The organism is Kitasatospora purpeofusca (assembly GCF_036010405.1).
GTDB lineage: Bacteria > Actinomycetota > Actinomycetes > Streptomycetales > Streptomycetaceae > Kitasatospora > Kitasatospora purpeofusca.
Genome location: NZ_CP108561.1, coordinates 7,358,021 through 7,370,490 on the forward strand (window position 1 = coordinate 7,358,021; position 12,470 = coordinate 7,370,490).

A 12,470-nucleotide genomic window follows, 5' to 3' on the forward strand; every position below is an offset into this window, starting at 1 on the left:
CCGCCAGCCCCCCGACCCCCTGCCCGGGGTGGTGCGCGCACCCTGGGATGATGGCCCGATGGAACTCGTCCGCCGTCCCGGAGCAGGAAGTCGGCCGGGCCGACTTCCTGTGCAGCGGTAGGAGAGAGCGGGGGCTCGTGAAGCGGTGGTGGCACAGGGCGGCGGTGACGGCCGCGGCCGTGACGGTGGTCGCCGGGGCGGTGGCCGGGTGCGGCGACCCCGAACCGAGGGCCGAGCGGCTGATCGCCGTGCGCCTGGACGCCGGTCGCCTGGTCGTGCGGACGGGCATGTGCCACGAGGAGCGGCTGCACGTGGTGCGGGTGAAGGTGTTCCCGGGCTCGGAGAAGCTGGAGGTGCACCCGCGCGAGGGACGCTCCGCCACCGAGGCCGTGGACCTCGGCGCCCTCCCGCCCGGATGGACCACCTCCGGGAAGCCCCCCGGCCCGGTGGTCGCGGACCGGCGCTACACCGTGGAGGTCGTCCGCGACCGCGCCCTCACCGTGACCGTGCCCGGTGACGTGCTGCTGGGCCTGCCCGCCGGCAAGTGGGCGGCGGGCGGCTGGGACTGGGACTACAAGCTGCTGAACGCCAAGGACTTCGAGAAGCGCCGCAAGTCCTCCTGCCAGGACGGCTCCTGACCGTCCCCCCGCCGCGCGGTCAGGGCTTCAGCCGGTAGTGGTAGCTGTGCGAGACCTCGAAGCCGAGCCGCTCGTACAGCCGCCGCGCCGTCGCGTTCTCGGCCGTCACCTGGAGGTACAGCGTCCCCGCGCCCCGGGCCTGTGCCCAGCGCGCGCCGACGTGCAGGATCGCCCCGGCGACACCCTGCCGCCGGTGCGCGGGGTCGCTGGCCATGCAGAAGACACCGGCGCAGCCGGGCGCCGCCACCAGGAGGCCGATGCCGACGAGCCGGCCGTCGCGCTCGACACCGAGGTGGGCCGCCGGTCCGGTGATGCGGCGGAACAACTGCTCGGCCTCCGCCCGTCCGCTGCCGGACGGCTCCAGTGCCGCGTAGGCGTCGAGCCAGGCCCCGGTGGGGTGGTCGGCAAGCGTGACGTCGAGCGGCGTGGCGGGCCGGGCGGCGTCGGCCACGGCGGCGGACGGTGCCGTGCAGACCAGGACCTCTCCGTCCTTCCGGTAGCCGCGCGCGTCGAGGCCGGCGTCCAGGGCGGCGTGTTCCTCGGCGGGGGAGACCTGGACGGCGACCGGCAGCCCGTGTCCGGCGTAGTACTCCTCCACCCGTTCGATCCCGCTCAGCAGGCCGTCGCCCCGACCGACCGGCAGCGCGGAGTTGGAGCGCCGGCGGGGGACCCCCGGGGTGTGCCGCAGCAGCCAGCCGTCCTCCTCCCGCACCTCCTCGGCGGGCCAGGCCCGGGCCGCGTGCCGCTCTATCAGCCGTGTGTCAATCAAGGTCTGCTCCCGTACCACCGCGTGCTCCCGTCCCCGTCCGGGCGCGTTGCCCGGTGCATGCGGCAGGATGCCTCGAAAGGATCTTTGAGGTCCACCACGTAATGCTTCACAGACCTGTAAGGAGAGCTTGATGTTGGATCCGGCGCGGCTCCTCCTGCTGCGGGAACTCGCCGACCGGGGGACGATGACGGCCGCTGCCACCGCCCTCGGCCGCACCTCCTCCGCGGTGTCCCAGCAGCTCGCCGTGCTGGAGCGCGAGGCCGGGGTGCCGCTGCTGGAGCGGGACGGCCGCCGGGTCCGGCTGACGCCCGAGGGCGTGCGCCTGGTCGCGCACGCCCGCATCGTGCTGGGCGCGCTGGAGACCGCCGAACGCGACCTGCGGGCCGCCGCCGACACCCCGCGCGGCCCGGTCGGCCTGGCCTGCTTCTCGACCTTCGCCGCCGTGCACGTGGTGCCCGCCCTGGTCACCGCCCGCGAGCGCTTCCCCGGGCTCCGGGTCTCGCTGAGCGAACTCGAACCGCCCGAGGCCCTGGCCGCCCTCCGGGCCCGCCGCTGCGACGTCGCCGTCCGCTACACCTACGACCTCGTCCCCGAACCGGGCCCGGTGGCCGAGGAGTTCACCGTCCACCCGCTCGCCGCCGACCCGGTCCTGCTCGCCCTCCCCGCAGGGAGCGATCTGGCGGACACCGTCGACCTGCGCGACCTCGCCGACACCCCCTGGATCGTCGGCTCCCGCGAGGACGGCAGCGCCGCCCTGGTGCGCGCCGCCTGCGCACTGGCGGGCTTCGCACCCCGGATCGCCCACGCGGTGGACGACTACCACCTCGTCCTGCGCATGGTGGCGAACGGCCTCGGAGTCGCCCTGCTGCCAAGGCTCGCGGCCGCAGCCCACGCCCCGGCCGCCGCCGACATCGCGCTGCACCCGGTACGCGGCCCCGAACTCGTCCGCCGCATCCACGCCCTGACCCTCCCGGCACCTTCGGCCCGCCCGGCCGTGGACGCTGTCCTGACCCTGCTGCGCCCGCCTGCGGCGTAGGGACCGAGCCGGAGGGGCCCCGCCGGAATCCGGCGGGGCCCCTCCGACCGTCAGGACGAGCGGCCCGTCAAGGCCTCCTCGCCGAAACGCCGTCGCACCTCGACCTCCACGGCCTCCAGGAACTCGTCCGGCGGCCGGTATCCGTGTTCGAGGATGTAGTGGATCACCAGCGTCGGCGCCACGAGGACGGTGTCGTCGGAGGACCCTCTGACATGGATCTCCGCGCTCCCCAGCAGGCTGGTGCCGGTCTTGGAGTGCGGGTTGTCCACCTGCAGGTAGATGACACCGCAGAAGTGGCACTCGTGCTGCAGGCCCCGCGTTTGATTGTCCGGCCTGGTGACCAGCCTCAGCAGGCCGTCCACGACCTCCTCGGCCACCTCGCCCCGCCGGTACTCGTGCGAGCTGTCCAGCCAGCCGATATTCACCATTCCCTCGGCATGCCGGTGGTAGGTGTACGGCGATCCGTCCGGGAAGTGCGTCACGAGTTCGACCATTTTCTGCAGATGGCAACAGGCACGATGGCCGTATTCTCCTTCAGGATTCCACTGAGCCGCATCGCGTTGCTCACGGTGGTCGATTCGACGGACATCTCCAGGTTCTCGCCCGGGAACAAAGTGCAGTCCTGCACCGTTTTCCCGGGCTTGACCACCTGGGCGATCTTCGGTTGTGGGAACCCTCCCAGCTCGACGTTCAGCGCATCGATCTGTCCGAGTTCCTCGCCGTCCTTGACATGGAACTTCAGCGTGGTGCCCTTGGACACCTCGAACTCACCCGATCCCCTGACATAGGATCCGTGCCCGGCGATGACCTTCTGCCCGTCGGGGCGTCTCCGCTGGTTCCATTGCGCCGCCTCTCCATTGCCGGATCCCGCCTCGGCCCGGGCGCCGTTGTTTGACACCCCGTTGCTCCGGGAAGGCTTCTTTCCGCCGCTCGCCTTCGAGGCTCCGGGAGCGGGACCGGACTTCTTGGCGGCCGCGGCTGTGAAACGGACGCCGAACTCGGCGAGGACTTCGAGGCGGCTCGCGCCGCTCTTCCCCCCGTTTGACAGCCTTCGCGGCTTCGCTGCCGCGTTCGACGGCCTTGGCCACGTCGGTGGCGGCGTCGACGACGTTGGCGGCCTTGGAGGCGATGCGGGCCGCGGTGGCGGCGCTGCCGATGACGGGGACGACGGCGACCAGGAACATGGCCGCGTTCTTCCAGTCGCCCTCGGCCGCGTACCAGACGCCGTTGACGATGTCGCAGGCGTCGCCGATCACCGGGACCATGCCGGCCACGTCCAGGACGGTGTGGCCGATGTTGGAGATGGTGCTGTAGTTCTCCTTGACCACGTCGACGGCCTCGCTGACCGCGCCGCCAGCGCCCAGAGGCAGACCCTCGGCCCCTCCGGCAGCAACCCGCCCGCCACCAGCAGCGGCCCGCTGACCAGCACACCGACCCCGTACGGCCCGCGCCAGACCCCCGGGACGCGCACCAGCAGGAACAGCAGCACCACCCGGGCCGCCCAGTACCCGGCGCCGAGCAGCACACCCCGGTTCCCGTACGCGCCGGGCACGGCCAGCGCCATGACCAGCCCGGTGAACCCGACCGCCAGGATGCCCAGCCGGTCGCGCGCGGTGTCCACGTCGCGGATGTTGGCCTGCACGGTGGTGCCGACCCAGCACCAGTAGACCGGCACGAACACCACCAGCGCCTGCACGATCCCGACCGGGTCGTGCCGGTGGTGCAGCAGGCCCGACACCTGCGTGATCGCGAAGACGAAGATCAGGTCGAAGTACAACTCCGCCCAGGTGACCCGCTTCTCCGGCAGCTCCCCCACCGCTTCCCCCGTGTTCCCCATGACGTCCTCCCCGACGCACATGACGAACGGGCCCCGCCCCGGCCGATGGCCGGGCCGGGGCCCGTAACAGCAGTGCAGAGGCTAGGGCACGCCGACACCCCGGGCATCCCACGTCCACCGACGCCTGCGGTCAGCGAACCCCTCGAAACGGGCCGAAATGCGACGGCGCATCGACGCCTTGACTCCCCCGGCCCCTGTCGCCCGCCCGGCGATGGATGCCGTCCTGGCCCTGCTTCGGCTGCCCGCGTCGCAGGACGGCGAGCGGGCACAAGCCGAAGGGGCCCGGAATTCGTCCGGCGGCCGGTATCCGTGCTCCCCGTATTTGACTGTCCGGACTGGTACCAGTCTCAGTAGGCCGTCCGCGACGCTCGGACAAGCGCGTCCGGGAGTCCTCTGGGCCACATGAAGCGCTGCCCACCGGAACCTGTCCGGTGGGCAGCGCTTGCTTTCAAGCGTCCTGAACTGCTCGGCCGTCAGTCCTGAGGAAGTCGGCAGTCAGGTTCGGAGTTCTCTACGCCCCGTAGCCGGGAGCGGCGATTAGAACGGACTCGAAGAAATGCCCCTCCTCTCCGCCGGAATCCTCGGGGGTTACGCTCCTCCAGAGTCCGATGAAGACATCAGGGGCCGTGACGTTCAGCCCCTCGTCCTCGATCTCGAGAGGGAACATCTCAGCGAGCCGCGCGATCACAACATCGGCAGGCTCGCCGAACAACGACAAGCCGCGGACGGTGACCTGCACGTCACCTCCCGGCCGAAAAAGCTCGATCGCATTCACTGCTCCGCGGGAATCGAAGCCGAGAGAGATCGACAACTCCGAGTCGTAGTGTGCAAACCCTTTGTTCCTGACCTCCCCGACTCTTGGAGGCATGAACCCCGGGATCTCCCGAAGGATCTGCTCCGCCTCTTCGATGGGCATGCCGATTGTCAGGTCGCCGAATCCCCTTGGGGGATCGAGGTCGATTAGCATTTTCCGTCTCCGGAGTTCTTTTGGTCTACCACAGGGCCAACTGCACGTGAACTTGACTCGGGATAGTTCGCAGCGCCTGGTACTGAGAATTTTTCGACAGGGCGCCGATCATATCGCCAATTGCATTGTTATATTTCCCCGGGAAGCGCGTAACGATGTCATTGATATCATTCTGCATGGCTTCGTCTATTCGGCCGGAATCTACGAGCTCTCGCTGCATCATGAGCCACGCCTTAGGCTCCGGGCGACTCCCCTGCCCCGTCGACCAAACCTGACGGTGGTCAACCTTGTCCATACGGATTGCCGGTCCCCGGTCGTATCCGAGAGAGGTCGAGGCATTTTGAGGCATGTGGTTGATCTCCTGCGGAGGCAGGCCCGGCTGGTTCGCCGGCTTCAGGCTCCCGTAGGTTCCCCCCGTATTGCTTCCGCAGTTGTGTACCAGGACCGGCGTGGCACCCGCCAGCACATAGTACGTGTGCTACGCGACCCCTCTCTACCTGCTTTTTCGCAGTTCAACGGTGGTTTGACGGTCCGTCGATGTCCGTGGATGTGCGCCGAAGTCCGTGGTTGTTGCCGTCGCCGCTGCCGTCAGAGGTGTAGACCAATCGTGCTGTCGTCGGCTGCGCGCGATCCTACTGCCAAGCTCCGGGCTCGGCGCGGACGACGGTGCGTGTGGTCTGCTCGTACGACTGGTGACCGGTCTGCGCGCAGTGGCCGGCGATCCAGCGTGTCAGCTCCTCGGGGGTGTGCAGCTCGCCGGAGGCGGCAGCGCAGTTCCGTTCTTCGCCGGTGACGCAGACCGCCTCGAAGGTCGGCAACGCCATGGGGTCGGCCACGGTGGTCACGTGGTACTCGCGGAAGCGGTAGCGGGTGGCCTTGCCCATCAGCCTTCCTCCTGTCCGCCAAGGGGGCTGGCGTTCGCGGGTTCACCGTCCTTGGCTGCCTCCTCCTGATGGGCCGGGATGCGCTCTCCGCGCGACTGGGCGACCCTGAGCGCGTCCGACAGGGCCTCGGTCAGCCGGCGGGCGAGCCAGCGGTATTCGATCGCCGACTGCGCCTGGGCTCCGGGGGTCAGGATGCCCCGGGCGTACTCCAGCAGCTCCTGGCCCATGCCGAGCTGCACGGTTTCGATGCCGTCGGCGAGCGTCGAGATGTAGCCCTTGCCGTCGGTGTTCAGGTAGCAGGGGCGCCCGTCCTCGGTCCATGGCAGCAGGCGGGGGCCCGCCATGCCCGATGCCGCTTCGTGCAACTCCCTGCGACGCAGACGGTCCGCGTCGCTCCTCGGCATGCTCACAGTGGATCTCCGGCCTCGGTCGCTGGAATGGGACACGGCGACCGTAATGACCTGACCTCACGTCAATCCACGGACTCGGCAGGGCAGATCGCAACGCAAGGTCCGCGAACTGCCACGCTGTGTAGCAGCTATCCGACGACGCCCAGGTGGGCGGCCATCTCGCGCATGTCGCTGGTCAGCGTGCGCTTGCGCTTGCTCAGGATCTCCTGCATCGTCTCGGCCGCCGAGTTCTGGTGCCTCAGCCACTCGGGAGCGGCTTCACGAGCGCGGCTCAGCTCGCCCATCGCGGCCGACAGGTCTCCGGTCCGGGTGTGGGCGCGCGCCATGTCCAGGGTGAAGCGGTTCCCATCGTTCGTGCTGGGCCTGCCCAGTCGCTTCCACGCCTTCGGTGACAGCTCGACCTCTTCGCCTGCCTTGCGCACCACCGCGCGGGCGTCCCCGACGACCATGGAGTCTTCGAGCGCCTTGATGGCGGCAGTCACCGGTCCGAAGACGGACCAGTGCCGGGAGACGTTGCGGTGCGCCGTGCCGACTGCGGTTGCCGCTACCCGCGCCGCCCTGCGGTACTCCTTGGCCTCATTCGGGCGGTTGTTGCGTGCCGCCGCGGCTGCGGCCTCCATGGCCAGACCACCCCACACCGCGTAGTGGTCGGGCTCGGCGCCGGTGATCTTCGGCTCCACTACGTCCATGCTCTGGGCCGCGATTCGCTCCGCCTCCTCCAGTCGGCCTTGCCGCACCAGCAGCCAGCACATGCAGCCGACTCCGGAACCGGCGGCGAGCAGGTCCCCGCCCTCCCGCGCGTCCGTGATGGCTCCTCGCAGGGCCGTGTAGGCGATGTCGTACTGCCTGACCTGCGTGAGGTAGGTGCCAGCCAGGCGCAACGCCTCGGCGCGGGCGAGCAGCGCTTGCCGGTGCTCTTCTCCGCTGTCGTAGTGGGCGACGGCCCGCGCGGCGTCCCGCAACAGGCCGGGCAGTTGGGCGGCAACGCTCTGGTAGCTGTCGGAGAAGTACAGCACCCGCGCGTCTCGAACCGTTCGCGCGTAGGCACGCAGGTTCGGTTCCTCACCCACGGCCTGGACGTCCTGGTCCACCAGCCCCACCGCCGGGGTGAGCGCGGCGCGAAGCTGGATGAGGTTGAGCCGGTTCGGCTCCTCTGCCCGTCCCACGGGCTCCGGCGCGTTGGATGCGACGAGTGCCGCCGTGGGGATGCCCATCGCGCGGGCCAGAGCGTGAAGCGTCTCCATACGGACCGTTCCGCCCTGCTCGACCTTCCGGACCGTCGCCGGGGACAGGCCCGCCGCGTGGGCAAGTTCCTCCTGGCTCATCCCGGCGCGGCGCCGGTACTTCCGTACGTTGTCCGCGAGTTCCATCGTCATCTGCTCACCACCTCCAGCGCCACGGTACGCCTGGCGGGCGAACTGACCGGGCTCTCTGGGCAGATACCCACCCGGGGCGGTGACCCACCGCCACGCGCAGCGCCGGGCACGCGGTTGACTGGAGCGGTGCGGCGCCGGAGCTTCCGGCAGGCTGTGGGCCTGAGCGGGACGGGTCCCTCGTCGGTCGGGCAGCTTCGCCGGACCAGGGTTCTCCGGGGGCCGCCAAGGCTCACCGGGTGACGCTGGCGCTCGGCCTTGGTGGCCCCCGGGGGTTCCTGGTACGCCTCCGGGGGTCGGCCGGCGAGGGGCACGACCCGCGACCGCGACCTCTCACCACGACGGTGCTGCACCGGTGCTCGACCCCTGGTCCCTCGGAGGGAGGGCCTGGTGTGGGGTAGAGCCTTGCTTCCACGCCCTGAGCGCCCCGAACCCGGCAAACACCCCCGTCCCTGTTCCGGCCGTGGAACACCTGCCGGACCCGCTCGCATCGCTCGACCCCGCACCGGAGCCCGTCCGCGTACCGCCCTCCGGGCCGGCGCCTGCCCCGGTTGTAGTCGTCACCGCTGAGCCTGAGCCTGCTCCCGTGCCGGCCAAGAGGACCGTGTCCGCCACGCTCCCGGCTGTCCCTGAGGCCCTGCTGATCGCTGCCCGGCGCATCGCCGAGACGCATCAGGCCGAACAGGGCGAGCACATCACGCCCGGTCAGCTGAAGGCCCGCCTGGGCGTCACGCTGCCGCTGGCCACCGCCGCACACGCTCAGCTCTCCGCCTGAGCCCCGCCAGCCCCCTCCCCACCTGACCGACCCCTGCCCGACCGGGCTCGGTTCGCCATGCCCCGAGCAGCACCAACACGCCTTCCTGACTGGCTGGTTGCTGCTCGGGGCCAGCCCACCCGACAGAAGGGACACGCCCCGACATGGTTGCCCTGGACCTGCGCCACGTGGCAAGCCCCGCCCTGCGGGACCTGATCCACCTGGTCAACCACCCGGACTTCGACCGCACGCACCAGCAGATCGAACACCTCGGCGGCTGCACCGAACCCGTGCGCCTGATCGGCCAGACCACCACCATCGACACGGCAACCGGTGAGGTACTGCGCTCCTACACCACGGCCGATGAACCCACGGGCAGCCTGCTGATGTCCTGCGGCAACCGCCGAGCCTCGCGCTGCCCGGCCTGCTCCCGCGTCTACGCCGCCGACACGTTCCAACTGATCCGGGCGGGCCTGACCGGCGGCAAGAGCGTGCCGGACACCGTCCGCACCCACCCCCGCGTGTTCGCCACGCTCACCGCGCCCTCCTTCGGCCCCGTCCACAACCGCCCCACCGACACGGGCGGTGCCCACCGGCCCTGCCGCTGCGGCAAGCTCCACGAACCCATGGACGCGCTGCTCGGCACGCCGCTGGACCCGAAGACCTACGACTACCCGGGCGCGGTCCTGTTCAACGCCCACGCCGGAGCCTTGTGGGCGCGCTTCACGATCTACCTGCGCCGCGAGATCGCCGCCCGGCTCGGCCTGACCCAGAAGGCGGCTCGCGCAGTGCTGCGCGTCTCCTTCGCCAAGGTCGCCGAGTACCAGAAGCGCGGCCTGGTCCACTTCCACTCCGTCATCCGCCTCGACGGCCCGGACGGCAGCACCCAGCCCCCACCACCGTCCGCCACCGCGACCCTGCTCGCCGACGCCATCCGGGCCGCCGCCGCCCGCGTCTCGGTCAGCGTCGTCTCGGACGCGGTCGGGGAACGCGAACTCGCCTGGGGCGAACAGCTCGACGTGCGCGAGATCGCCGCCTTCGGCACCGACGCAGAGCTCACCGATCACGCGGTCGCCGCCTACGTAGCCAAGTACGCCACAAAGTCCGCCGACTCATCCGGCGCTCTCGACCGCGCCCTGTTCTGCCGCCCCTGCCAAGGACGCGGCATGACCCTGACCGGCCACGGAACCCCGCTCCAGTGCACCGCCTGCGGCGGCACCGGACAGGCCCGTCCGCTGCCCCGCCTCGCCGTCGAACGCCACGTACGGCAGATGATCCGCACCTGCTGGGAGCTCGGCAAGCGCCCTGAGTTCGCCGACCTCAAGCTCTGGAAGTGGGCGCACATGCTCGGCTTCCGGGGCCACTTCTCCACCAAGTCCCGCTGCTACTCCGTCACCCTCGGCCAACTACGCGACGACCGCCGCGCCTGGCGCGCCGAACAGGCCCGCGCACACGCCGGCCTGCCCGACCTCGACCCGAACACAACCCTCGTCATCGGCCATTGGACCTACCACGGCTCGGGCTACAACCCCGGCGCGCAACTCCTCGCCGCCGCCGTCTGGCACCGCAGAGAACTGGAACGGCAGTTCACCGCAGAAGGTGGCTACTGATGCCCCCACTCCCGGGCCCTGGCGGGGACCTGCTGACGGTCCCCCAGGTCATGGCCCGCCTCCAGCTCGGCCGCTCCGCCGTCTACGACCTGCTCCGCACCCGGCAGCTCGCCTCCATCACCCTCGGCCGCTCCCGCCGCATCCCCACCCACGCGCTCACCGACTTCATCCGCACCCGACTCGAACAGGAAGCCGCCTGATGGCCACACCCCGCGACACCCCCGCCTCCCGCCGCAGCCGCGCCAACGGCGACGGCACCGTCTACCAGCGCAAGGACGGCCGCTGGGAAGCCGCCGGATACGTCCTCGCCCCCGGCAACACCCGCAAGCGCGTCCGCGTCTACGGCACCACCCGCAAGGACGCCCTGGCCAAGCTCACTGAGAAGACAGCTGCCAGCAACCGCGGCGTCCCCGTACCCACCGCGCAGGGTAGCGTCGGCGCCTACCTGACGTACTGGCTGGAGAACGTCGCCGTACACTACCTCCGCGAGACCACCCACACCCGCTACACCGCCTGCGCGAACCAGTACCTCATCCCCGGCCTGGGCCGGAAGAAGCTCGCCAAGCTCGCCGCCAAGCTCGCCGCCAAGGACGTCCGCACCTGGCTGAACGAGCTCCGCGCCGTCTGCCAGTGCTGTGCGCGCGGCATCGACGCCGGCCGCAAGCCCGACGCACAGGCCGACCGCCGCCCCCGCTGCTGCGCGGTCGGGAAGTGCTGCCGCAAGCGGCTCTCCCCGCTGACGCTCGCCTACATTCACTCCGTGCTGAAGTCGGCGCTGGAGCACGCGGTGCGCGAGGAAGAGATCCCGCGCAACGTCGCCCGCAACGTCCGCACCGGCACACCGCGGCCCCGCCGATTCGAACCCCTCACCTCCAACGAGGCTCGCATCTTCCTCTCCGCCGCGCAGGGTCACCGCCTGCACGCTCTGTTCGAAGTCGCCCTCCGCACCGGGCTCCGCAAGGGCGAACTCCTCGGCTTGCGCTGGGAAGACCTCGACTTGGGCGGCGGAACCGCCAGCATCCGTCGCACCCTCCAGCGCACCAGCACCGGCGGTCTGACCACCCTTCCTACCAAGACCCTCAGCTCCGAACGCCGTATCGCTCTGCCCACTCCTTGCCTGCGCTCGCTTCGCGCCCACCGCGAGCAGCAGGCTCGGGAGCGGGAGAAGGCTGGCGGGAACTGGCAGGAGAGCGGTCAAGTCTTCGTCCGGCCCGACGGCCAGCCGATCGAACCCGCAACCCTCACCCGACACTTCAAGGTGCTCCTCCGCCGAGCAGGGCTCCGTCAGATCCGATTCCACGACCTCCGGCACTCGACCGCGACTCTCCTCCTGGAGCAGGGCGTCGAACTCGTCGTCATCAAGGAACTCCTCGGCCACGCCCACATCGGCGTCACCGCCACCGTCTACGCCCACGTCCGACTCCGCCTCCAGCGCGACGCCATAGACCTCCTCGGCCGCGCCCTCCGCGACCCCGCAGAGACCGCCAGCCAGCCCGACGACGGCGACGACCCGCCGCTTTGTGCAGCCCCTGTCCGCTGACGTTGCCGTCAACTACTGCCGTCAGACACCCAAGGAGCCCCGCCGGAAACAATTCCGGCGGGGCTCCTTGCACTACGGATGAGCCTACTTTTCGAGGCCAATGCTCCGCTGACCGCTCCACGCTGAAGCAAGTTCCAGTGTCAACGGCTCAACACTTGCCGCCCCTGACACAAAAATCGCCCACCAGAGCTCTTCGCAGGGAATATGAGCCTCACCCTTCGTGTCGACCCAAACGCAAATCTTCCCATTTTCATCGATTGTTACATCCCACCAGGACCATGCCCGGAGATCCGGGTCGAAGCAATAGATCCAATCCCCTGAATTCCAAGGGCGATCGTCTCTGACCTCTAGGTATCTACGCTTCCCTTTACTCCCAATTGAGTCACCCGGAGCGTCCCCCAGTTCACCGTCAGAAAGCGACAGGAACCAGGACGGGAGCGTGTCCTCCGAAACATCATCGCTCTCGAAGTTGGCAGAACTGGAGATCTCTACGGCTCCAGCAATCAAGTCCCGAAGGCGCTGGGCGTACTTCAAACCATCCGCTGCGGGAGTGACCACCAGCAGCCCAAGCAGGCTGATCGGGTCCTCTGGGGGGCGCCCCCGCAAGCGGCGCCCCTCACTTGCAAGATCGTAACGACTCATCAAATCCGTC

16 protein-coding genes are annotated in these 12,470 nt (G+C 69.9%); 6 read left to right on the plus strand and 10 right to left on the minus strand.

Translation table 11 applies throughout. From position 1 onward, the window contains the following. Positions 1–164: 164 nt before the first annotated feature. The gene (locus OG715_RS32215) at positions 165–638 is read left to right on the plus strand and encodes a hypothetical protein (RefSeq protein ID WP_266273780.1); all 474 of its coding nucleotides are present in this window, start codon (positions 165–167) and stop codon (positions 636–638) included. A gap of 19 nt (positions 639–657) precedes the next feature. Here OG715_RS32215 and OG715_RS32220 read toward each other — a convergent pair whose 3' ends face one another. After that, the gene (locus OG715_RS32220; RefSeq protein WP_266273779.1) at positions 658–1,407 is read right to left on the minus strand and encodes a GNAT family N-acetyltransferase; all 750 of its coding nucleotides are present in this window, start codon (positions 1,405–1,407) and stop codon (positions 658–660) included. Positions 1,408–1,537: 130 nt separating this feature from the next. Between OG715_RS32220 and OG715_RS32225 the strand changes: the two genes are divergently transcribed. After that, entirely contained in the window at positions 1,538–2,443 is a 906-nt protein-coding gene (locus OG715_RS32225) for a LysR family transcriptional regulator (RefSeq protein ID WP_266273778.1), read from the plus strand. 50 nt (positions 2,444–2,493) lie between these two features. Here the strand turns inward: OG715_RS32225 and OG715_RS32230 are convergent, their stop codons facing one another. From OG715_RS32230 to OG715_RS32265, 8 genes are all read right to left on the minus strand, one after another. Continuing rightward, entirely contained in the window at positions 2,494–2,925 is a 432-nt protein-coding gene (locus OG715_RS32230) for a DUF7919 family protein (protein ID WP_266273777.1), read from the minus strand. Beyond that, positions 2,922–3,203, minus strand: coding sequence for a putative adhesin (locus OG715_RS32235; protein WP_266273775.1), 282 nt, complete (start codon positions 3,201–3,203; stop codon positions 2,922–2,924). Before OG715_RS32235 ends, OG715_RS32230 begins: the two co-directional genes overlap by 4 nt. A 7-nt stretch (positions 3,204–3,210) precedes the next feature. Continuing rightward, positions 3,211–3,771 (minus strand): hypothetical protein, encoded by a 561-nt coding sequence (locus tag OG715_RS32240; RefSeq protein ID WP_266273774.1) that lies wholly within the window; start codon positions 3,769–3,771, stop codon positions 3,211–3,213. After that, entirely contained in the window at positions 3,696–4,280 is a 585-nt protein-coding gene (locus OG715_RS32245; RefSeq protein ID WP_266273773.1) for a low temperature requirement protein A, read from the minus strand. Before OG715_RS32245 ends, OG715_RS32240 begins: the two co-directional genes overlap by 76 nt. A 511-nt stretch (positions 4,281–4,791) precedes the next feature. Next, on the minus strand, positions 4,792–5,247 hold the full coding sequence (locus OG715_RS32250; protein WP_266273772.1) for a hypothetical protein: 456 nt from the start codon (positions 5,245–5,247) through the stop codon (positions 4,792–4,794). A gap of 632 nt (positions 5,248–5,879) precedes the next feature. Then, the gene (locus tag OG715_RS32255; RefSeq protein ID WP_266273771.1) at positions 5,880–6,131 is read right to left on the minus strand and encodes a DUF7848 domain-containing protein; all 252 of its coding nucleotides are present in this window, start codon (positions 6,129–6,131) and stop codon (positions 5,880–5,882) included. Further along, positions 6,131–6,535, minus strand: a complete 405-nt coding sequence (locus OG715_RS32260; RefSeq protein WP_266273770.1) for a hypothetical protein — start codon at positions 6,533–6,535, stop codon at positions 6,131–6,133. Before OG715_RS32260 ends, OG715_RS32255 begins: the two co-directional genes overlap by 1 nt. A 134-nt stretch (positions 6,536–6,669) precedes the next feature. Further along, positions 6,670–7,917, minus strand: coding sequence for a helix-turn-helix domain-containing protein (locus OG715_RS32265; protein ID WP_323182221.1), 1,248 nt, complete (start codon positions 7,915–7,917; stop codon positions 6,670–6,672). 583 nt (positions 7,918–8,500) lie between these two features. Between OG715_RS32265 and OG715_RS32270 the strand changes: the two genes are divergently transcribed. The 4 genes from OG715_RS32270 to OG715_RS32285 all read left to right on the plus strand — a co-directional run bounded on the left by OG715_RS32270 (position 8,501) and on the right by OG715_RS32285 (position 11,818). Next, positions 8,501–8,689 (plus strand): hypothetical protein, encoded by a 189-nt coding sequence (locus tag OG715_RS32270; protein ID WP_266273769.1) that lies wholly within the window; start codon positions 8,501–8,503, stop codon positions 8,687–8,689. A gap of 143 nt (positions 8,690–8,832) precedes the next feature. Further along, positions 8,833–10,278 (plus strand): replication initiator, encoded by a 1,446-nt coding sequence (locus OG715_RS32275; protein WP_266273768.1) that lies wholly within the window; start codon positions 8,833–8,835, stop codon positions 10,276–10,278. Further along, on the plus strand, positions 10,278–10,478 hold the full coding sequence (locus OG715_RS32280) for a helix-turn-helix domain-containing protein (RefSeq protein ID WP_266273767.1): 201 nt from the start codon (positions 10,278–10,280) through the stop codon (positions 10,476–10,478). Before OG715_RS32275 ends, OG715_RS32280 begins: the two co-directional genes overlap by 1 nt. Then, a complete protein-coding gene (locus OG715_RS32285; protein WP_266273766.1) occupies positions 10,478–11,818 on the plus strand; it encodes a tyrosine-type recombinase/integrase in 1,341 nt (446 codons plus the stop codon). Before OG715_RS32280 ends, OG715_RS32285 begins: the two co-directional genes overlap by 1 nt. A gap of 84 nt (positions 11,819–11,902) precedes the next feature. On the opposite strand, the gene OG715_RS32290 is transcribed toward OG715_RS32285, so the two are convergent. Continuing rightward, a complete protein-coding gene (locus tag OG715_RS32290) occupies positions 11,903–12,460 on the minus strand; it encodes a hypothetical protein (RefSeq protein ID WP_266273765.1) in 558 nt (185 codons plus the stop codon). Positions 12,461–12,470: the final 10 nt, after the last annotated feature.

Excerpts from the sequence above, each read along its gene's own strand:
- OG715_RS32255 (WP_266273771.1), bottom strand. The coding sequence starts at position 6,131 with ATGGGCAAGGCCACCCGCTACCGCTTCCGCGAGTACCACGTGACCACC.
- OG715_RS32275 (WP_266273768.1), top strand. The coding sequence starts at position 8,833 with ATGGTTGCCCTGGACCTGCGCCACGTGGCAAGCCCCGCCCTGCGGGAC.
- OG715_RS32280 (WP_266273767.1), top strand. The coding sequence starts at position 10,278 with ATGCCCCCACTCCCGGGCCCTGGCGGGGACCTGCTGACGGTCCCCCAG.
- OG715_RS32290 (WP_266273765.1), bottom strand. The coding sequence starts at position 12,460 with ATGAGTCGTTACGATCTTGCAAGTGAGGGGCGCCGCTTGCGGGGGCGC.
- OG715_RS32225 (WP_266273778.1), top strand. The coding sequence starts at position 1,538 with ATGTTGGATCCGGCGCGGCTCCTCCTGCTGCGGGAACTCGCCGACCGG.
- OG715_RS32250 (WP_266273772.1), bottom strand. The coding sequence starts at position 5,247 with ATGCTAATCGACCTCGATCCCCCAAGGGGATTCGGCGACCTGACAATC.
- OG715_RS32285 (WP_266273766.1), top strand. The coding sequence starts at position 10,478 with ATGGCCACACCCCGCGACACCCCCGCCTCCCGCCGCAGCCGCGCCAAC.
- OG715_RS32245 (WP_266273773.1), bottom strand. The coding sequence starts at position 4,280 with ATGGGGAACACGGGGGAAGCGGTGGGGGAGCTGCCGGAGAAGCGGGTC.
- OG715_RS32260 (WP_266273770.1), bottom strand. The coding sequence starts at position 6,535 with ATGCCGAGGAGCGACGCGGACCGTCTGCGTCGCAGGGAGTTGCACGAA.
- OG715_RS32265 (WP_323182221.1), bottom strand. The coding sequence starts at position 7,917 with ATGACGATGGAACTCGCGGACAACGTACGGAAGTACCGGCGCCGCGCC.